The 18711-nt window shown below is 72.9% G+C and carries 16 protein-coding genes; 9 read left to right on the top strand and 7 right to left on the bottom strand.

Translation table 11 applies throughout. The features are described from left to right. Nucleotides 1-194 precede the first annotated feature (194 nt). A complete protein-coding gene (locus RKD23_RS13210) occupies nt 195-1097 on the top strand; it encodes an NYN domain-containing protein (protein WP_424853857.1) in 903 nt (300 codons plus the stop codon). On the opposite strand, the gene RKD23_RS13205 is transcribed toward RKD23_RS13210, so the two are convergent. Next, nucleotides 1094-1960, bottom strand: a complete 867-nt coding sequence (locus RKD23_RS13205; RefSeq protein ID WP_424853856.1) for an alpha/beta fold hydrolase — start codon at nt 1958-1960, stop codon at nt 1094-1096. The genes RKD23_RS13210 and RKD23_RS13205 overlap by 4 nt on opposite strands. Before the next feature lie 88 nt (nt 1961-2048). Next, the gene (locus tag RKD23_RS13200; protein ID WP_424853855.1) at nt 2049-4604 is read right to left on the bottom strand and encodes a DEAD/DEAH box helicase; all 2556 of its coding nucleotides are present in this window, start codon (nt 4602-4604) and stop codon (nt 2049-2051) included. Nucleotides 4605-5149: 545 nt separating this feature from the next. Between RKD23_RS13200 and RKD23_RS13195 the strand changes: the two genes are divergently transcribed. Continuing rightward, the gene (locus RKD23_RS13195) at nt 5150-5905 is read left to right on the top strand and encodes a ferritin-like fold-containing protein (RefSeq protein ID WP_424853854.1); all 756 of its coding nucleotides are present in this window, start codon (nt 5150-5152) and stop codon (nt 5903-5905) included. Between the two features lie 20 nt (nt 5906-5925). On the opposite strand, the gene RKD23_RS13190 is transcribed toward RKD23_RS13195, so the two are convergent. The 4 genes from RKD23_RS13190 to RKD23_RS13175 all read right to left on the bottom strand — a co-directional run bounded on the left by RKD23_RS13190 (nt 5926) and on the right by RKD23_RS13175 (nt 7826). Beyond that, entirely contained in the window at nt 5926-6195 is a 270-nt protein-coding gene (locus tag RKD23_RS13190) for a hypothetical protein (RefSeq protein ID WP_424853853.1), read from the bottom strand. 173 nt (nt 6196-6368) lie between these two features. Further along, a complete protein-coding gene (locus tag RKD23_RS13185) occupies nt 6369-6596 on the bottom strand; it encodes a DUF3107 domain-containing protein (protein WP_404042405.1) in 228 nt (75 codons plus the stop codon). Nucleotides 6597-6785: 189 nt separating this feature from the next. Next, nucleotides 6786-7430, bottom strand: coding sequence for a TetR/AcrR family transcriptional regulator (locus RKD23_RS13180; protein ID WP_404042404.1), 645 nt, complete (start codon nt 7428-7430; stop codon nt 6786-6788). Between the two features lie 171 nt (nt 7431-7601). Beyond that, nucleotides 7602-7826, bottom strand: coding sequence for a hypothetical protein (locus tag RKD23_RS13175; protein WP_424853852.1), 225 nt, complete (start codon nt 7824-7826; stop codon nt 7602-7604). Between the two features lie 219 nt (nt 7827-8045). Here RKD23_RS13175 and RKD23_RS13170 point away from each other — a divergent pair, with 219 nt between their 5' ends. The 7 genes from RKD23_RS13170 (at nt 8046) to moeZ (ending at nt 16991) form a co-directional block, all read left to right on the top strand. Beyond that, entirely contained in the window at nt 8046-9044 is a 999-nt protein-coding gene (locus tag RKD23_RS13170) for an alpha/beta fold hydrolase (RefSeq protein ID WP_424853851.1), read from the top strand. 7 nt (nt 9045-9051) lie between these two features. Next, nucleotides 9052-10587: a DUF3152 domain-containing protein gene (locus RKD23_RS13165; protein WP_424853850.1), complete on the top strand. Its 1536-nt coding sequence runs from the start codon at nt 9052-9054 to the stop codon at nt 10585-10587. Between the two features lie 211 nt (nt 10588-10798). Beyond that, nucleotides 10799-12511 (top strand): DUF3492 domain-containing protein, encoded by a 1713-nt coding sequence (locus RKD23_RS13160; protein WP_424853849.1) that lies wholly within the window; start codon nt 10799-10801, stop codon nt 12509-12511. Beyond that, nucleotides 12508-13770 (top strand): hypothetical protein, encoded by a 1263-nt coding sequence (locus tag RKD23_RS13155; RefSeq protein ID WP_424853848.1) that lies wholly within the window; start codon nt 12508-12510, stop codon nt 13768-13770. Before RKD23_RS13160 ends, RKD23_RS13155 begins: the two co-directional genes overlap by 4 nt. A gap of 273 nt (nt 13771-14043) precedes the next feature. Further along, nucleotides 14044-15012: an NAD-dependent epimerase/dehydratase family protein gene (locus tag RKD23_RS13150; RefSeq protein WP_404042398.1), complete on the top strand. Its 969-nt coding sequence runs from the start codon at nt 14044-14046 to the stop codon at nt 15010-15012. Next, a complete protein-coding gene (locus RKD23_RS13145) occupies nt 15000-15749 on the top strand; it encodes a spherulation-specific family 4 protein (RefSeq protein ID WP_424853847.1) in 750 nt (249 codons plus the stop codon). Before RKD23_RS13150 ends, RKD23_RS13145 begins: the two co-directional genes overlap by 13 nt. Before the next feature lie 63 nt (nt 15750-15812). Next, nucleotides 15813-16991: an adenylyltransferase/sulfurtransferase MoeZ gene (gene moeZ, locus RKD23_RS13140; RefSeq protein ID WP_404042396.1), complete on the top strand. Its 1179-nt coding sequence runs from the start codon at nt 15813-15815 to the stop codon at nt 16989-16991. A 104-nt stretch (nt 16992-17095) separates the two neighbouring features. Here the strand turns inward: moeZ and RKD23_RS13135 are convergent, their stop codons facing one another. Further along, nucleotides 17096-18637 carry an alpha/beta hydrolase gene (locus RKD23_RS13135; protein WP_424853846.1) on the bottom strand — a complete coding sequence of 514 codons (1542 nt, stop codon included), beginning with the start codon at nt 18635-18637 and terminating at the stop codon, nt 17096-17098. Between the last annotated feature and the right edge of the window lie 74 nt (nt 18638-18711).

Genomic DNA, 18711 nt, shown 5'->3' with positions numbered 1-18711 from the left:
GTCTGGTCATCCTCCTGAGGAGAATTGCTGCGTACGTAGGTATCCAACGAGGTGCGTGTTACAAACATTCCCTACGCTAAAGAAATTTTTCGAACAACTAATTACTAGCGAGTAAGGGGCGTCCTGAGGAGCGTCTCGTGGACCCTACGGCATCAGTTGTACTCGCAGCGTGACGATAAGGACAATGGGCAGCGATGAACGACGACCTCGCGGCCCTTGCGGCCCGCATCGACCGCACCAACGAACTGCTCCAGCGCATGCTCGCCGAGGTGGCGAAGACCCCCTCGACGCACGCGATCTTCGTCGACGCGGGGTACCTCTACGCGGCCGCGGGCCGGCTCGTCGCCGGCACCGAGGACCGGCGCGCCTTCGACCTGGACGCCGAGGGGCTGATCGAGGGGTTCATCGACCGCGCCCGCCAGGTCTTCGCCGACAGCCGGCTGCTGCGCGTCTACTGGTACGACGGTGCCCGGCGCCGCATCCACACCCTCGAGCAGCAGTCGATCGCCGAGCTGCCGGACGTCAAGGTCCGCCTCGGCAACCTCAACGCCAACAACCAGCAGAAGGGCGTCGACTCCCTCATCCGCAGCGACCTGGAGTCCCTCGCCCGGCACCGCGCCATCAGCGACGCGGCCCTCCTCGGCGGCGACGAGGACCTGGTCTCCGCCGTCGAGGCGGCCCAGGGCTACGGCGCCCGCGTGCACCTGTGGGGCATCGAGGCACCGGAGGGGCGCAACCAGGCCGAGCCGCTGCTGTGGGAGGTCGACAGCCAGCGCACCCTCGACCTCGACTTCTTCAAGCCGTACGTCAGCCGCCGTACGGCCGCCCCCGTCTACGACCCGGCCGGCACCGTGAACCGGCCCACCCGCGAGAACGTGCGGTTCGTCGGGGCGCAGATCGCCGCCAAGTGGCTGGCCGAGCGCGGCCGCGAGGCACTCGTCGAGCTGTTGCCGGGCCACCCCTATCTGCCCGGCTCGGTCGACCAGGACCTGCTGGTGGAGGCGGAGGGCATGCTCCAGTACTCCCTGCGCGGCCAGGCCGACCTGCGGCGGGCGCTGCGGGACGGGTTCTGGGAGCACATCCAGACGCAGTACTAGACGGGTTCGCCGTCCCAGAAGTCGGCTAGGGCCTCGGCCGTGCGCAGCGGCTGGTCCACGTTCGGAGAGTGCTCGGCGCCCTCGACGACCGTGCGGTGCGCGTGCAGCCGTACGGCCATCTCGTCCAGCAGCGGCACCGGCCAGGTGTCGTCGAAGGACCCCGACAGCACATGGAACGGCAGCGGGAGCGCGGCCAGTTCGGCGACCCGGTCCGGCTCCGAGCACAGCTGTCGGCCCGTCGCGAGGAGCTGGGCCGGCTGGTGGCGCAGCCAGCGGCGGCGCAGATGGTCCTGGTTGCCGGAGGGGCCGTCGACGTCCTCCGGCGGGTCTGTCGCCCGGATCGCCTCCCAGACCTCCTCCATCGTCATCACCGCGAGCGCGTCATGCAGCAGCTTCACGCGCGCCTGCTGCGAGGCGGAGATCCGCGCCGGGCCCGAGGCGACGAGGGTCAGGGAGGCGAAGGGGGAGTGGTCCAGCAGCACGGCCGCGCGGGCGATCTGGCCGCCCAGGGAGTGGCCGAGCAGGTGCAGCGGGCCTGCGCCCCGCAGCGCGGCCGCCTGGGCGAGCACGTCCCGCGCCAGCTCCTGCTGCGCGTACGCCGACTCGTCGTCCCTCGGCCCCTCGGACTCGAACTGTCCGCGGCCGTCCACCGCCACCGTGCGGTAGCCGCGGGCCGCGAGCGGCTGGTGCAGGAGGTGGAAGTCCTCCTTGCTCCCGGTGAACCCGGGCAGCAGCAGGACGACGCCCTTGCGGGGCCGGCCGGGCTCCACGTCGTGATCGACGACCGCGAAGTCACCGCGCGCGGTGTGCAGACGGTAGGCGCGGGCGCCGACGGGCGGGTCCAGAGTCGGGGGCTTGCTCACGGGGTGAGCGTAACGGGAAGGCCGACCCGCGAAGACGCCGACGGCCCGGCTCCCCGGGTGAGGGGAGCCGGGCCGTCGGGCGTTCGGATCAGCCTTCCACGGGCTCGGCGGCAGCCGCGGCCTTGCGGGTGCGGCGCGGCTTGGCCTCCGCGTCCGTGGCCGTGGCGGCCGTCTTCCGCGTGCGCCGCGGCTTGGACTGCGGCTCCTCGGTGGCCTGCGCCGGGATCTCGGCGGTGGGCGCGGCGGCCGTGGCCTTGCGGGTGCGCCGGACCTTCGGCGCGGCCTCGGCGGTCTCCGTGACCTCGGCCTCGGCGGCCTTTGCAGCGGCCGTCTTGCGCGTGCGCTTCGGCTTGGCCTCCACGCCCTCGGCCGTGTCGACGGCCTCGGCCGCGGCGGAGGCGGCGGTCTTGCGGGTGCGCTTCGGCTTGGCCTCGGCGGTCTCCGTGACCTCGGCCTCGGCGGCCTTGGCGGCGGCCGTCTTGCGGGTGCGCTTCGGCTTCGCCTCGGCGGTCTCCGCATCGGTGACCGGCGCCGTGGCCGCGGTCTTGCGGGTGCGGCGCGGCTTGGCCTCGGCGGCCTCGGCCGTGTCGACGGCCTCGGTCGCGGCGGAGGCGGCGGTCTTGCGGGTGCGCTTCGGCTTGGCCTCGGCGGTCTCCGTGACCTCGGCCTCGGCGGCCTTGGCGGCGGCCGTCTTGCGGGTGCGCTTCGGCTTCGCCTCCACGCCCTCGGCCGTGTCGACGGCGGTGGCGGCAGCCTTGCGCGTACGGCGCGGCTCGGCCTCCGGCTCCTCCGTGGCCTGGGCCGGGATCTCGGCGGCGGGCGCCTCCGGCTCGGCCGTGGCGGCCTTACGGGTACGGCGGCGCGGCTTGGCCTCGGTGGCCTCGGCGGTGTCGACCGCGGCCTCGGCGGACGCGGCCGCCTTACGGGTGCGACGCGGCTTGACGACGGGGACCTCGGGCGCCTCGACGGCAGGCGTCTCCACGACCTCCGCGGCCGGGGCCTCCACCACAGCGGCCTCGGTCGCCGTCTCCGCCGAGCGGCGGGTGCGGCGGCGGCGCGGCTTGGCCTCCGCGGTCTCCCCGGTCGTCGACGTCACCGGCGTCACCGGCGCCTCGGGGGCGTCCAGCACAGCCGGGGCCTGCGCCTCGACGACCTCGGCGGCCGCAGCGACCGGCGCCGTGGTCGCGGCGACCGGCGCACCGGAGGCACCGCCACGCGTACGGCGACGGCGGCGCGGAGTGCGCGGCGTGGTCACGCCCTCGGCGGCGGGGGCCTCGACAGCCTCCGGCGCCGGAGCGGTCGTACCGGCGACGGCCGCCGTGCCCTCCTCCAGCGTCGCTCCGCCGCGCGTACGGCGGCGACGGCGCGGCGTACGGGCCGAGCGCTCGCGCTCGGCGGAGCGGGGCTCCTCACGGCCGCCCCGGCCACCGCGACCGCGCGGACCGCGTCCGCCCGGCTCGCCCAGGTCCTCCAGCTCCTCCGCCGCCAGCCCGGCGCGCGTGCGCTCCGAGCGCGGCAGGACACCCTTGGTGCCGGCCGGGATGCCGAGGTCCTCGAAGAGGTGCGGGGAGCTTGAGTACGTCTCCACCGGGTCGTTGAAGCCCAGCTCCAGCGCCTTGTTGATCAGCTGCCAGCGCGGGATGTCGTCCCAGTCGACGAACGTGATCGCCGTGCCCTTGGCGCCCGCGCGGCCCGTACGGCCGACGCGGTGCAGGTACGTCTTCTCGTCCTCGGGGGACTGGTAGTTGATGACGTGGGTGACACCCTCGACGTCGATGCCGCGCGCGGCGACGTCGGTGCAGACGAGGACGTCCACCTTGCCGTTGCGGAAGGCGCGCAGCGCCTGCTCGCGGGCGCCCTGGCCGAGGTCGCCGTGGACCGCGCCGGCCGCGAAACCGCGGGTCTGCAGCTGCTCGGCGATGTCGGCTGCGGTGCGCTTGGTGCGGCAGAAGATCATCGCGAGCCCGCGGCCGTCGGCCTGCAGGATGCGGGCGACCATCTCCGGCTTGTCCATGTTGTGCGCGCGGTAGACGAACTGCTTGATGTTCGCGACCGTCGCGCCCTCGTCGTCCGGCGCCGTGGCGCGGATGTGCGTGGGCCGGGACATGTAGCGGCGGGCCAGGCCGATGACCGCGCCCGGCATGGTCGCCGAGAACAGCATGGTCTGGCGCTTGGCCGGGAGCATGTTGATGATCTTCTCGACGTCGGGCAGGAAGCCCAGGTCGAGCATCTCGTCGGCCTCGTCGAGGACGAGGGACTTCACGCTGCTGAGGTCGAGCTTCTTCTGGCCCGCGAGGTCGAGCAGCCGGCCCGGGGTGCCGACGACCACGTCGACGCCCTTCTTCAGGGCCTCGACCTGCGGTTCGTAGGCGCGGCCGCCGTAGATGGCGACGACGCGCACATTGCGCACCTTGCCCGCGGTCAGCAGGTCGTTGGTGACCTGCGTGCACAGCTCGCGCGTGGGGACGACGACGAGCGCCTGGGGTGCGTCGGTGAGGTCCTCGGGCTTCGCGCGGCCGGCCTCGACGTCGGCGGGGACGGTGACGCGCTCGAGGAGCGGGAGGCCGAAGCCCAGCGTCTTGCCGGTGCCGGTCTTGGCCTGGCCGATGACGTCCGTGCCGGAGAGGGCGACGGGGAGGGTCATCTCCTGGATGGGGAAGGGGGTGACGATGCCGACGGCCTCCAGGGCCTCGGCGGTCTCGGGAAGGATTCCGAGCTCTCGGAACGTCGTAGTCAGGGTGCTGCCTCTTCTGTGTGCGCGGCGCGAGGCGAGCGCGGGGGTCGTGTCTGACCGTGCCGGGGGACGTCGGCCGCCTCACGGGCTGGCCGTGGGGCACGGGACCTCTGCCGACGCTCTAGCGCTCGTACCGCTGAGGGTGTCCCCCTCCGGGGGCCGTACGCACAGTGCCGTACGGTCGGGGAGGGCTGTCGGGTCGGAGCCGATCGGGCCACCGACCGGGCATCCTCATACGTGCGGCCTGTCGAGGTACGGTGCGTCCGACGCGTCGGCATGACGTGTCGAACGTGCCTACGTACCAGCAGGCGCATTACCACCATACCCCGGATTGGCGCACACGTGATGGCCGATTCGGTCACGTTGTCGTCGTCACACTCCTGGGCGCGGTCCTTCGCGTCGTCGTGGTCACAGTGACTGACCAGGGACTTCCCCCGTGCGGCGAGCGGGCTATTGTGCGCTTCATGACGACCTCTGACAAGCCTGACAACGCCCCCGAGAACGCTGCCGAACCCACCGGCGTCGCCGCCCAGGACTGGGCGCAGGCGTCCGCCGAGCCGCAGTACCGCGCCGCGGTCGTGGACCTGCTCGGCGCGCTCGCGTACGGCGAGCTCGCGGCGTTCGAGCGGCTGGCCGAGGACGCGAAGCTGGCGCCGACGCTGGAGGACAAGGCGGAGCTGGCGAAGATGGCGTCGGCGGAGTTCCACCACTTCGAGCGGCTGCGGGACCGGCTGACGGAGATCGGCGAGGAGCCGACGGCGGCGATGGAGCCGTTCGTGGCCGCGCTGGACGGCTTCCACAAGCAGACGGCGCCGTCGGACTGGCTGGAGGGCCTGGTCAAGGCGTACGTCGGTGACTCGATCGCCAGCGACTTCTACCGGGAGGTCGCGGCCCGGCTGGACTCCGACACGCGCTCCCTGGTGCTGGCCGTCCTCGACGACACGGGGCATGCCGGGTTCGCCGTGGACCGGGTGCGCTCCGCGATCGAGGCCGACCCGCGCGTGGGCGGGCGCCTCGCGCTGTGGGCGCGCCGGCTGATGGGTGAGGCGCTGTCGCAGTCGCAGCGGGTGGTCGCCGACCGCGACGCGCTGTCCACGATGCTGGTGGGCGGCGTGGCCGACGGGTTCGACCTCGCGGAGGTCGGCAGGATGTTCTCGCGGATCACCGAGGCGCACACCAAGCGGATGGCTGCGCTGGGCCTGGCGGCGTAACGCCCCCTAGGGCATGCCCCTCAGGCCGTCACCGATCGTCGGCGCACTCTTCCCGCCGGGCGGACCAGCAGGGACAGGGACGCCGCCGAGACGACCAGGGCGCCCAGGAGGCTCAGGGGAATCGCGGCGGCGTCCAGGGCGGTGTGGGTGATGAAGTCACCGAAGAGGGCGCCGGCCACGCCGGTCGACAGGACCAAGGGGCGGGACGGCAGGCGATGGGCCAGGCGGTGCGTCGCGGTCCAGGCGAGGGCGAGGCCGAGCAGAGCGGAGCCGAGCGCTTCCAAGATCATGAAGGGTCCCTCCCACGCGGCCGGCAGTGTGCTTCGCGGTCCTCGTCCGTCATACCCCTGACCTGCGGAATCCAATCCTCCCTCACAGGGCCTGGACCTGCTCCGTCCGTGAACCGGCACGCACGAGGGGCCCGGCAGCCGAAGCCGCCGGGCCCCTCATCCGGGCGTATCGCTTACAGGGCGCCGAAGCCCACCTTGCGGGGCGCCGGCTCACCGAGCTCGACGTAGGCGAGGCGCTCGGCCGGGACGAGGACCTTGCGGCCGTGCTCGTCCACCAGGCTCAGCAGCTGCGACTTGCCGGACAGCGCCTCCGCCACGATGGCCTCGACTTCCTCGGCAGTCTGACCGCTCTCCAGAACGATCTCGCGCGGCGCGTGCTGCACGCCGATCTTGACCTCCACGGCTAAGTCCCTCCGAACGGTCAGTGAAGTGCGCGGACATCCGCGCCGTACCCAGCACACATTAGCCCGGTGAGGGGACGGACACGGTCCGCGCGGCCACGCCAACAGCGAACAGCCGCCGGGAACAAATCCCGGCGGCTGTCCTTGGTGCTTGTCTCTTGCTTCTCTTCTGCTTCTCTTCCACGAACCTCAGTGGTGCTGATCCGTGCCGTGCAGCGGGAAGCCCGCGATGCCGCGCCACGCCAGCGAGGTCAGCAGCTGCACCGCCTGGTCGCGCGGGACGCTGCGGTCGCTGTGCAGCCAGGAGCGGGCGACCACCTGGGCGAGGCCGCCCAGACCCGACGCCAGCAGCATCGACTCGGCGCGGGACAGCCCGGTGTCCTCGGCGATGACGTCGCAGATCGCCTCCGCGCAGTCGTTGGTGACCTTGTCGACGCGCTCGCGCACGGCGGGCTCGTTCGTCAGATCCGACTCGAAGACCAGACGGAACGCGCCGCCGTCGTCCTCGACGTACGCGAAGTAGGCGTCCATGGTCGCCCGTACGCGCTGCTTGTTGTCGGTCGTCGACGCCAGCGCGCTGCGCACGGACTGGATCAGGGACTCGCAGTGCTGGTCCAGCAGTGCGAGATACAGGTCGAGCTTGCCCGGGAAGTGCTGGTAGAGCACCGGCTTGCTGACGCCGGCGCGCTCGGCGATGTCGTCCATCGCTGCCGCGTGATAGCCCTGCGCCACGAAGACTTCCTGAGCGGCGCCCAGCAGCTGGTTCCGTCGGGCACGGCGCGGCAGGCGCGTGCCTCGCGGGCGTGCCGCCTCTGTCTGCTCGATGGCTGTCACGCCGCCTCCCAAAATCGTCCACATGCGGTGTGCGCCGCGCCGCCATCGTACTTTTGGGTAACCCTGGTGTGCGCGGTGCGAGCGCAGAATTTCACGTACCGGACGGCGGCGAAAGCCGCGCAGACGGTTTTGAACAGGGGCTAAAGGGGCAGAATTCGGCCTCTTGCCTGCTCAGCGGTAGTCGTCCTCGTCGAGGGAGACGACCCGGGCCTGCTCTGCCAGGTCCGCCTCGTTGCCCCGGCCCGGGTCGATGTCCTTCAGCGAGTCGTCGCGGTCCGGTGCGACGTCGGTGTGCTGTTCGGCCGCGTCGGCTTCCGGCGCCTCGACGCCGTACTCCTCGCTCTCCCGTGTCTCCTCGTCCTCGAACGTCTCGGGATCGGTGGGGTCGACAGTCATGGCTGGGCTCCCTTCCTGCGTACGCCTACGAACGTCCCTGGGAAAAGCAGGGGCCACACGCGGGTGCCCTCTGTACGAGCGTAGGAGACACCCGATCCGCACGCTATGCGATCCGCGTTCGGAGGGTCACGCGGTGCATGCGGTACGCGAGCGCATGCTGTGACGCCGAACACAGGGACACGCATGGGCCGGTGCGTGATCACCTCGTAACATTGCCGCATGTCTTCGACCGAGCTGCCGTCCGTGCCGACCGCCACCGTGCTCCCGAAGGTGGCGCCCGTCCGGGTCGCGGAAGGCGAGCGGCTGCGCTCGGTCGCATTTCCCGGGATCACCCTGACGGTGCGTTCCCGGCCGCCCGCGCGCGAGGGACTCCCGCCCGCGCTGTACGTCCACGGCCTCGGCGGTTCCTCGCAGAACTGGACCGAGCTGATGCGGGTGCTCGACGGGGTCGTCGAGAGCGAGGCGCTCGACCTGCCGGGCTTCGGCGACTCCCCGCCGCCGGACGACGGCGACTACTCGGTCACCGGGCACGCGCGGGCGGTCATCCGCTATCTCGACGCCGCCGGGCGCGGCCCCGTGCACCTCTTCGGCAACTCCCTCGGCGGCGCGGTCACCACCCGCGTCGCCGCCGTACGACCGGACCTCGTGCGCACGCTCACCCTGGTCTCGCCCGCGCTGCCGGAGCTGCGCGTGCAGCGCACCGCCGTGCCCACCGCGCTGCTGGCCCTGCCGGGCGTCGCCGCCCTCTTCGCGCGGTTGACCAAGGAGTGGACGGCCGAGCAGCGGGTCCGCGGGATGCTGGCGCTGTGTTACGGCGACCCCGGACGGGTGACGCCGGAGGGATTTCGCAACGCCGTCGAGGAGATGGAGCGGCGGCTGCAGCTGCCGTACTTCTGGGACGCGATGGCGCGTTCCGCGCGCGGGATCGTCGACGCGTACACCCTCGGTGGCCAGCACGGACTGTGGCGTCAGGCGGAACGGGTCCTCGCGCCGACCCTGCTGATCTACGGCGCACGCGACCAGATGGTCGGCTTCCGAATGGCCCACAGGGCGGCCCGCGCTTTCCGCGACTCGCGCCTGTTGACGCTTCCGGACGCCGGGCACGTGGCCATGATGGAGTACCCCGAGACGGTGGCCACCGCCTTCCGGGACCTGCTCGCCTCCACGACCAGAGCCGAGGGCGGTGCCGTGAACACGACCGAGACCAAGAGGAGCTGAGGCGCCGGTGGGACGCCACAGCCGCCGCGGCCCTGCACCCAAGGGCACCGCTGCGGACATAGGGGGGCGCCGGAAGTTCCTGGGAGCGGGGGCCTCGGGAGCCGCGGGAGCGCCGCCGGAGCGGGAGCCGCGTGAGCGGCCTCAGGAGCCTCAGCGTCAGCAACAGCAACAGGCTCAGTACCAGCAGCAGCCTCAGCAGCGCGCTCAGTATCAGCCGCAGCCGCAGCCTCAGTACCAGCAGCAGCCTCCGCGGCAGCCTCAGTTTCAGCGGCCTGGAGGCGGGGCGCCTGGTTTCGGAGCGCCGCTCAGACCGGACGGGACGCCTGCGCAGGGCGTGCCGCGTTTTCCTGATGGCACGCCTGCGCAGGGCGTGCCGCGTTTCCCTGATGGCACGCCCGCGCAAGGCACTCCGCGTTTCGACGGGACGCCCGCGCACGGGATGCCGCAGGTGCGGGGAGGGCATCCCGAGCAGCGGGAAGCCGGTGGGGGCTGGGGTGAGGTGAGGGGCGCGCCGGCGGGTGGCGGGCCCACTCTGCCTCGGCAGCGGCAGGCGCCCCCCGGTGGACCGCGGCGGGAGTACCTCGCGGCGTTCGACGCCGAGGGCGCCGGCAGCGGCAACGGGGGCGACTTCGGGCGTCGTACGGCCATGCCGGCCGCAGACTCGTACGCCACCGGCACGCAGCGGGAGGGCGCGCCGCCGCAGCCCCCCGTAGAGGAGGAGTCGGTGCGGGGCAAGGGCGGCAAGGGGCGCGCGTTCACCGGGATCGCGGCGGCGGCCGTGACCACTGTCCTGGCGGTCGTGGTGACGGGCCAGGTCACCGACCGGGGGAAGGACCCCGCCATGGGGCCCCAGTCGGCCACCCAGCAGGGGCGAGGGGTCGCCGGCTCGGCCTCGCGCGGGGACGGGCGGCCGACGCCGTCCACGTCGCCGAGCGCGGCACCGCTGACGTACGAGCAGAAGATGGACAAGAAGTACCCGCTCGATCCGGAGCTCGTCGGCTCGGGTGAGTTCGAGGCGATCCGGGGCATCGACAAGGCGCCCGGCCAGGGGCAGAAGTTCACCTACCGGGTGGACGTCGAGCAGGGGCTCGGCCTGGACGGCGAGCTGTTCGCGCAGGCCGTGCACAAGACGCTGAACGACGACCGGAGCTGGGCCCACAACGGCAGCCGCACCTTCGAACGCGTCTACTCCGGACAGCCCGACTTCGTCATCACCCTGGCCAGCCCCGGCACGACCGCCGAGTGGTGCGCCGAGTCCGGCCTGGACACGACCGTCGACAACGTCTCGTGCGACTCGGCCGCCACCGAGCGCGTGATGATCAACGCCTACCGGTGGGCACAGGGCTCGAAGACGTTCGGCGACGAGATCCACGCCTATCGGCAGATGCTGATCAACCACGAGGTCGGACACCGGCTCGGCTTCCACCATGTGACCTGCGACGAGGACGGCGATCTCGCGCCGGTCATGCAGCAGCAGACCAAGTTCCTCGACCACGACGGCGTGCACTGCCTGCCCAACCCCTGGGCGTACCCGAACAGCTGACGCGCCCGTCGCCGGTGGTCACGTTCCGTAGATCCGTGATCTCTTAGCGCGACGGAACGCGCTCCGCACGCGAAAGTTACGACCGTTCACCCCTTTTGGTGGTGCGACGGACAACCGTCCGTCGCACCACCACCTTGTCCGCTTACGTTCGTCCCGCTGCGAGCCGCCGGGTCAACGGCGGTTCCTGATTCGGGAGAACGGGGGTGCACGCGTGCGCATCGGACTGCTTACGGAGGGCGGCTATCCGTATGTGAGCGGTGACGCCAGGCTGTGGTGCGACCGTCTCGTGCGCGGACTCGGGCAGCACGAGTTCCACGTGTACGCGCTCAGCCGCGACGCGCGCCAGGAGGCCGAGGGCCTGATCCCGCTGCCCCCGCAGGTCAGCCGGGTGCGCACGGCGGCACTGTGGACGGCCGAGGAGGACGGCGTGAGCCACGGCCGCCGGGCGCGCCGGCGCTTCACCGAGTGCTACGCCGAGCTGGCCGCCGCCCTGTGCGAGGCGGTCTCCGTGGGCGCCCCGCCCCCTTCTTGCGCCCCTGAGGCGGACCGTTTCGCCAGTGCGCTGTACGGGCTCGCCGAGCTCGCCCGCGACGAGGGCGGCCTGGTGGCGGCGCTGCGCTCCGAGACCGCCGTACGCGCCCTCGAACGCGCCTGTCGTGCGCTCGGCGCCCCGCGCGCCGCCCACGAGGCACGCGTCCCCGACCTGCTCGCCGTCGCCGCGCACCTGGAACGGGCCCTGCGCCCCCTGTCGTTGGACTGGTACGAGGACGACGGGCTCGGTGCGGTCGACCTGTGCCACGCCGCGTCCGGCGGCACCGGCGCCCTGCCCGGGCTGCTCGCCCATCGCCTCTGCGGGGTGCCCCTGCTGGTCACCGAGTACGGGGTCCGGCTGCGCAGCCACTACCTCGCCTCCGGCACGGACGAGGCGCCCGTCGTGCGGGCCCTGCTCGCCGCCTTCCACGGCCGGCTCGCCGCCGAGACCTACCGGCGGGCCGCGTACGTCACCCACGGCAACGCCCATGCCCGCCGCTGGCAGGAACGGTGCGGCGCCGACCGGGCCAAGCTGCGCACGGTCCACCCCGGCATGGACGCCGAACGGTTCGCCGAGGTCGGTGAGGCGCCCGAGGGCGCGGACCCCGACACGCTGGTCTGGGTCGGCCGCGTCGAACCCACCAAGGACCTCGTCTCCCTGCTGCACGCGTTCGCGGAGATCCGCAAGGAGGAGCCGAGGGCGCGGCTGCGGGTCATCGACACGGGCGACGGGGGAGCCGACGGGGCCGCCTACCTGGAGCACTGCCGGGTGCTGGCCGCCCAGCTCTTCCCCGACGAGGCCGCGGGGCTGCACTCGATCGGCGACAACCCCGTCTCCTTCGAGGAACTCGGCGGCCCGGAGGCCCCCGACCTCGCCGAGGCGTACGCGTCCGGCGCGGTGGTCGTGCTGTCCAGCGTCGTCGAGGGCTTCCCGCTCGGCCTCGTGCAGGCGATGCTCTGCGGCCGGGCGACCGTGTCGACCGACGTCGGCGCGGTCGTGGAGGTCATCGGCGGTACGGGGCTCGTGGTGCCGCCGCGCAATCCGCGGGCGCTCGCCGAGGCGTGCGTGGCGCTGCTGCGCGACCCCGAGCGCCGTGCGCGCCTCGGTGCCGCCGCGCGCGCCCGCGCGCTGGAGCTGTTCACCGTCGAGCAGAACATCACGGCATTTCACGGCATTTACCTGGAGATCGTCGCGCAGTGCCCCGTCCGCCGGGTCGTCCTCGACGACACCGGTGAGCCGCTGCCCTTCGGCGTGCCCGCCGAGGCCCACGTCCCGGGCCGCTGGCCCGCACCCGCCTCGGGGCCGGTCCCCGGCTGGGCCGCGGGGCCGCCGGTGCGGGCGACGTCGGTATCGGGGGCCGTACGGGGTGCCGTGACCGAGGGGGTGCGATGAGCGACACGGAGAGCCGGCTCGGTATGCCCAGCGGGGCGGGGGCGTGGGACGAGCGGTCGGAGAGGTGGCTGGCGGAGGGGGCTGCCGGGACTGCCGGGCGTGCCGGAGAGGCCGCTTCCGGTGCCGAGGTCCCTCGGGCCGTCCCTCGGCGGGGTGCCGTGGACCCGGTGAAGGCGCTGATGCACCGTCATCGGGAGCTGTGCGAGCGGGCGGTGGATCCGCTGGAGATCGCGGCCGGGCTCGAGGCGCACGGGGTCACCGACCGGACCGCCGCGCGCTTCCGGCACCGGGATGTGTTCTCGCTGGCCGAGGAGATGTTCGCGCGGGTCCCGCGCGACGGGGACTCGCAGGGCTTTCCCTCGGCTTCGCCTTCGGCTTCGGCTTCGGCTTCGGTGGGGCGTGAGTGGGGCTGGGCGCTGTGGGCCCTGCTGCCCGGGGCGCTGTGCGCGGCGGCGGTGGCCGGGCTGCGGCTGACCGAGGGGCAGACACGTCTGCTGGTGGCCGCTGCCGGGGTGCTCGCCGTGGGACTGGGGCTGCGCCTCGCCCTCGCGCGCGGCCCGTTGAGCCGGCACGGCGCCCCGTCGGCCGCCCGTCCCGCCACCGGCGTCTGGATCGGCTGGCTCCTCGGATACGCCGCTCTCGGCGACGGCCTGCTGCGGACCGCGGCCACCGGAGGCCCCGACACGCTGCCGACCGGCGCCCCTGACGGCCCCTGGCCGCTTGCCACGGCACCGCTCCTCGCCCTGGCCCTGTCCTGCGCCCCGGCCGCCTGGAGCGCCCGCCTCCTCGCCGGCCGGGCCCGGCGCAGGCTCACCTCCAGCAGGGGCCTGGAGGAGTTCGCCTCCGCCGTACGGCCGCTGCTGCTCGGCTCGTTCGCCCTGTACCTGGGCGCGCTGGCCGCGCTGCTCGCACTGTGCGCCGCGGTCCTGGACGAGCCCGCCGGGTACGCCCCGACCCTCGCCCTGGGCGCGCTCCTGCTGCTCGCGCGGCTGCTGACCGCACATGGCTTCACCCACGCGCCCGCGGTCGTCCTCACGGCGTGCGCGTCCGGCGAGGCCATCGCCCTGGCCGGCGTCTTCGCCGGCCGCCTCCCGGGCTGCGGCTTCCTCTCCGTCCCCGCCGAGGAGCTCCTCGACGCCTGGGGCGCGGGGAGCGTACCGGCCCTGATCTGCGCGGCCGGCGCCCTCACCCTGCTGATCCACGCCGGCCGCACCCTGACCCGCGCCTCGGCCCACGCGCACCCGACGCCGTCGCCGTGACCGGCGGTGACCCGGGCCGCCGCCCGCAGGACCGACAGGTCGCGCAGCCGAAGGCACCCGCACTCGCACCACCCTGTTGTAAGGAGAACACCAGATGACCACCTCCCGACCCGGAGCACACGGCGCCACGGGCGTGTCCGTAGCCGCTGCACGTGCCGGGGCCACCGGAGCCACCGCACATGCCGGGGCCGGCGCGGGTGTCGGAGCCGGCTCGGCCGCCGCGGGTGCCCAGACGCCCGCAACCACCGAAGCGCACACCCAGGAGGGCGCGCGATGAGGGTCCTGCTGATCGGAGCCAACGGCTACCTCGGCCGCTTCGTCGCCGACCGCCTGCTCGCCGACCCGGCCGTCCAGCTCACCGCGCTCGGCCGCGGCGACGACGCCGACGTCCGTTTCGACCTCGCCTCCGGCAGCCCGGGAGCGCTCACCCGCTTCCTGGACGCCGTGCACCCGGGCGTCGTCATCAACTGCGCCGGCGCCACCCGCGGCGGTGCCCGCGACCTCACCCGGCACAACACCGTCGCCGTCGCCACCGTCTGCGAGGCCCTGCGCCGCAGCGGCTGCGGCGCCCGCCTCGTCCAGATCGGCTGCGCCGCCGAGTACGGCCCCAGCCAGCCCGGCTCCTCCACCGCGGAGGACGCCGTCCCGCGCCCCGGCGGCCCGTACGGCGTCAGCAAGCTCGCCGCCACCGAACTCGTCCTCGGCTCCGGCCTCGACGCCGTCGTGCTGCGCGTCTTCTCCCCGGCCGGCCCCGGCACCCCGGCCGGGTCGCCGCTCGGCCGGCTCGCCGAGGCCATGCGCCGGGCGATGCAGTCCGGCGACGGCGAACTCAAGCTCGGCGGCCTGGGCGCCCAGCGGGACTTCGTCGACGTCCGGGACGTGGCCCGTGCCGTGCACGCCGCCTCGCTGTCGGCCGCCCAGGGCGTCATCAACATCGGCTCCGGCCGTGCCGTGCGACTGCGTGACGCCGCGGCCGTCCTCGCCCGGGTGGCCGGCTACGGCGGCGCCCTGCACGAGCTGGACGGCCCGCCCGGCGCCCTGCGGACCTCCATCGGGCACCCGCGCGGCGACGCGGACCACCCGGGCCACGCGGCACCCGTCGCCTACCCGTACCCGGACGGCTGCGGCAGCTGGCAGCAGGCCGACGTGCGCACCGCGCGCGACCGGCTCGGCTGGCGGCCCCGCATCAATCTGGAGGAGTCGCTCGCCGACATCTGGATGGAGGCGGCATGCCGTATCTGACCAGGGCGAAGGCCGGCAGCGCGAGCACCGACGTCCGCACCGGCCTCGGCGTCCCCGGCTATGCGCATCCGTTGGTCGCACCGGCCGAGTGGGCCGAGCTCACCCGCCCCGGCATGCCCGTCCACTGGGCCGTCCTCGACGTCTCGGACGGGCCCGGCGTACGCCCCGACCCGCACTGCCTCCAGACCGCGAGCCGCCTGCGCACCGCGGGCGTCCGGGTCCTGGGCCGGCTCGACACCACCTATGGCGCCCGGCCCTTCGGCGAGGTGATCTCCGACGCGCACCGCTATCTGGAGTGGTACCGGGTCGACGGCTTCCTCCTCGACCGCAGCCCCACCGAACGCGGCGCCCTGCCGGAGATCCGCCGCACGGTCACCACGCTGCGCTCCATGGCCGACAGCCCGCACATCGTCCTCGGCCACGGCATCCACCCGTATCCCGGGTACGCCGAGAGCGCCGACCAACTCGTGACGTTCTCCGGGTCCTGGAGCGACTACCGCTGGTCGCAGGCGGCCGAGTGGACCGCCGAGTATCCGCCCGAGCGGTTCTGCCACTTCGTCCACGGGGTGCCCCGCGGCCATCTCGACGAGGCGCTGCGCATCGCCCGCTGGCAGGGCGCGGCCACGATCTGGTTCACCGACCGCACCGAGCACGGTGGCCGGGAGGACCCCTGGGAGGCCATGCCCGGTTACTGGGACGAAATCGTCTCGCGGATCGGAACAGGTGTCTCGGAATGAAAAAGGCCGTGGCACTGTTACGGGGAGAACAACCGTACTTATTGACCGACCAACGGAGTCCCCGTGTCGCTGCCACCCCTGGTCGAGCCCGCCTCCGAGCTCACCGTAGACGAGGTCCGCAGGTACTCCCGCCACCTGATCATCCCCGACGTGGGGATGGACGGGCAGAAGCGGCTGAAGAACGCGAAGGTGCTCTGTGTGGGCGCCGGTGGACTGGGCTCGCCCGCGCTGATGTACCTGGCCGCCGCGGGCGTGGGCACCCTCGGCATCGTGGAGTTCGACGAGGTCGACGAGTCGAACCTGCAGCGCCAGATCATCCACAGCCAGGCCGACATCGGCCGCTCCAAGGCGGAGTCCGCGCGTGACACCGTCAAGGGCATCAACCCGTACGTGGACGTGATCCTTCACGAGGAGCGGCTCGAGGCCGACAACGTGATGGACATCTTCAGCCAGTACGACCTGATCGTCGACGGCACGGACAACTTCGCGACCCGCTACCTGGTCAACGACGCGTGCGTGCTGCTGAACAAGCCGTACGTGTGGGGTTCGATCTACCGCTTCGACGGCCAGGCGTCCGTCTTCTGGTCCGAGCACGGCCCCTGCTACCGCTGCCTCTACCCGGAGCCCCCGCCGCCGGGCATGGTCCCCTCCTGCGCCGAGGGCGGCGTCCTGGGCGTGCTGTGCGCGTCCATCGGCTCCATCCAGGTCAACGAGGCCATCAAGCTCCTCGCGGGCATCGGCGAGCCGCTGGTCGGCCGCCTGATGATCTACGACGCCCTGGAGATGCAGTACCGCCAGGTCAAGGTCCGCAAGGACCCGAACTGCGCGGTCTGCGGCGAGAACCCGACCGTCACCGAGCTCATCGACTACGAGGCCTTCTGCGGCGTCGTGTCCGAGGAGGCCCAGGCGGCGGCCGCCGACTCCACGATCACTCCCAAGCAGCTCAAGGAGTGGATCGACGACGGCGAGAACATCGAGATCATCGACGTCCGCGAGCCGAACGAGTACGAGATCGTCTCCATCCCCGGCGCCAAGCTCATCCCCAAGAACGAGTTCCTCATGGGCACCGCCCTGGAGGGCCTCCCGCAGGACAAGAAGATCGTCTTGCATTGCAAGACGGGTGTCCGCAGTGCGGAAGTCCTCGCCGTCCTGAAGTCGGCCGGCTTCTCCGACGCCGTCCACGTCGGCGGCGGCGTCATCGGCTGGGTCAACCAGATCGAACCGGCCAAGCCGGTCTACTGAGCCCAGGCCGGGCGCGCCTTCCCGGCGGCCCACTGAGCCGAGGCCCGGCTCGCCTTCCCGGCGGGGGTCCCGCGCACCACAGGTGCCCGGGGCCCCCGCCGGTGTCATGAGCAGACCTTGCCGTCCTTCGGGACCGTGCCGTCCAGCAGGTAGTCGTCCACCGTCGAGTCGACACAGTCGCTGCCGCTGCCGTAGGCACCATGGCCCTCGCCCTTCCAGGTGAGGAGCACACCGACGCCCTTGCCCAGCTCGTCGGCCATCCTGCGGGCACCCTCGTACGGGGTCGCCGGGTCGCCCGTGTTGCCGACGACGAGGATCGGCGGGGCGCCGGGAGCGCTCACCTCCGGGGTGTCGTGCTGCCCCGGCACCGGCCAGTCGTGGCACCAGCCGGCCGTGTCCCAGCCGAGGAAGGGACCGAAGACGGGGGAGATCCGCTCGAAGTCCGGCAGGGCCCGTTTCGTCTCCTGGAGCGTCGGGCGCTGCCGGTCGTCCAGGCACGATATGACCCGTTGGGCGTGGGTGGAGGTGCCGTAGCGCCCCGAGGCGTCACGCTCGTTGTAGGCGTCGGCCAGGGCCAGCAGCTCGGAGCCGTCGCCCTCCTGCGCCGCCTCCAGCGCGCTGGTCAGGCTCGGCCAGCTGCTCTCGCTGTACAGCGGCACCACGATGCCGGTGATCGCCAGGCTCTGGGTCAGCTTCCGTCCGGCCGACGCCGGCAGCGGCTCGGCGTCGATCTGCTTAAGCAGCTCCTCGATCCTCGCCGTGCCCTGCTCGGGATCCTCGCCGGTGGCCTTCAGGTAGTTGTCGAGCGCGCGCTGAAAGCCCCTGGCCTGGTTCTCGGCGTGGCCCATGGCGTCGGCGGTCGGATCGACGACCGCGTCCAGCACCATGCGGCCGACCTGACCCGGGAACAGGTGCGCGTACACCCCGCCGAGTTCGGTGCCGTAGGAGAAGCCGAGGTAGTGCAGCTTCTCGTCGCCGAGCACCTGGCGCATCAGGTCCATGTCCCGCGCGGTGTCGGTGGTCGACACATGTGCCATCAGCCGCCCCGTGGCTCGCGCGCAGTCCTTGCCGAAGTCCGTCGCGTCCGCCAGGTAGGCGCGCTCCTCCTGCGGCGTGTCCGGGGTGACGTCCACGGTCTCGGCCGCCTGGATCTCCTTGTCGTCGCGGCACCGGACGCCCTCGCTCGCGCCCACCCCGCGCGGGTCGAAGCTCACCAGGTCGTAGCGCTCGCGCAGGGAGGAGAACGTCGAGGCGTACGACGGGATCGTCGACACCCCGGAGCCGCCCGGCCCGCCGAAGTTGAACACCAGAGAGCCGACGCGGTCGTCACCGCTCGCCTTGGCGCGGATCAGTGCCAGCTCGATCGTCTCGCCGCCGGGTTTCGCCCAGTCCAGCGGCACCTTCAGCGTCGCGCAGCTCCACTCGTCGCCCGGTGCGGGGGAGTCGGCGGTCTCCTCGCACCTGCCCCAGTCCGGCTTCTGCCCGGTGAGGGACGACGGCAGCGCGGAGGCGGAGGGCGGCGCGAGGCCGGTCCGTGTCGCGTCCGGGTTCTTGTCGTCCCCGTCGTCCGACGAGCCGCCCGTGCAGCCCGTCACCAGCAGCGCGCCGACGGCGCTGGCAGCCGCCCACCCCAGGAATCGCCGCATGTCCCATCCCCCTCTGGCCGTCCGCGCTTCGACGGGCGAACGGCGGTCAGGCCATGTTAGGACGACTTCACCGA

Origin of the sequence: Streptomyces sp. SAI-170 (genome assembly GCF_049739565.1) — a bacterium.
Taxonomy (GTDB): domain Bacteria; phylum Actinomycetota; class Actinomycetes; order Streptomycetales; family Streptomycetaceae; genus Streptomyces.
This window is presented reverse-complemented; position numbering and strand designations above follow the sequence as displayed.

Excerpts from the sequence above, each read along its gene's own strand:
- RKD23_RS13210 (WP_424853857.1), top strand. The coding sequence starts at position 195 with ATGAACGACGACCTCGCGGCCCTTGCGGCCCGCATCGACCGCACCAAC.
- RKD23_RS13200 (WP_424853855.1), bottom strand. The coding sequence starts at position 4,604 with ATGACCCTCCCCGTCGCCCTCTCCGGCACGGACGTCATCGGCCAGGCC.
- RKD23_RS13190 (WP_424853853.1), bottom strand. The coding sequence starts at position 6,195 with ATGATCTTGGAAGCGCTCGGCTCCGCTCTGCTCGGCCTCGCCCTCGCC.
- RKD23_RS13175 (WP_424853852.1), bottom strand. The coding sequence starts at position 7,826 with ATGACTGTCGACCCCACCGATCCCGAGACGTTCGAGGACGAGGAGACA.
- RKD23_RS13170 (WP_424853851.1), top strand. The coding sequence starts at position 8,046 with ATGTCTTCGACCGAGCTGCCGTCCGTGCCGACCGCCACCGTGCTCCCG.
- RKD23_RS13155 (WP_424853848.1), top strand. The coding sequence starts at position 12,508 with ATGAGCGACACGGAGAGCCGGCTCGGTATGCCCAGCGGGGCGGGGGCG.
- RKD23_RS13150 (WP_404042398.1), top strand. The coding sequence starts at position 14,044 with ATGAGGGTCCTGCTGATCGGAGCCAACGGCTACCTCGGCCGCTTCGTC.
- RKD23_RS13145 (WP_424853847.1), top strand. The coding sequence starts at position 15,000 with ATGCCGTATCTGACCAGGGCGAAGGCCGGCAGCGCGAGCACCGACGTC.
- RKD23_RS13135 (WP_424853846.1), bottom strand. The coding sequence starts at position 18,637 with ATGCGGCGATTCCTGGGGTGGGCGGCTGCCAGCGCCGTCGGCGCGCTG.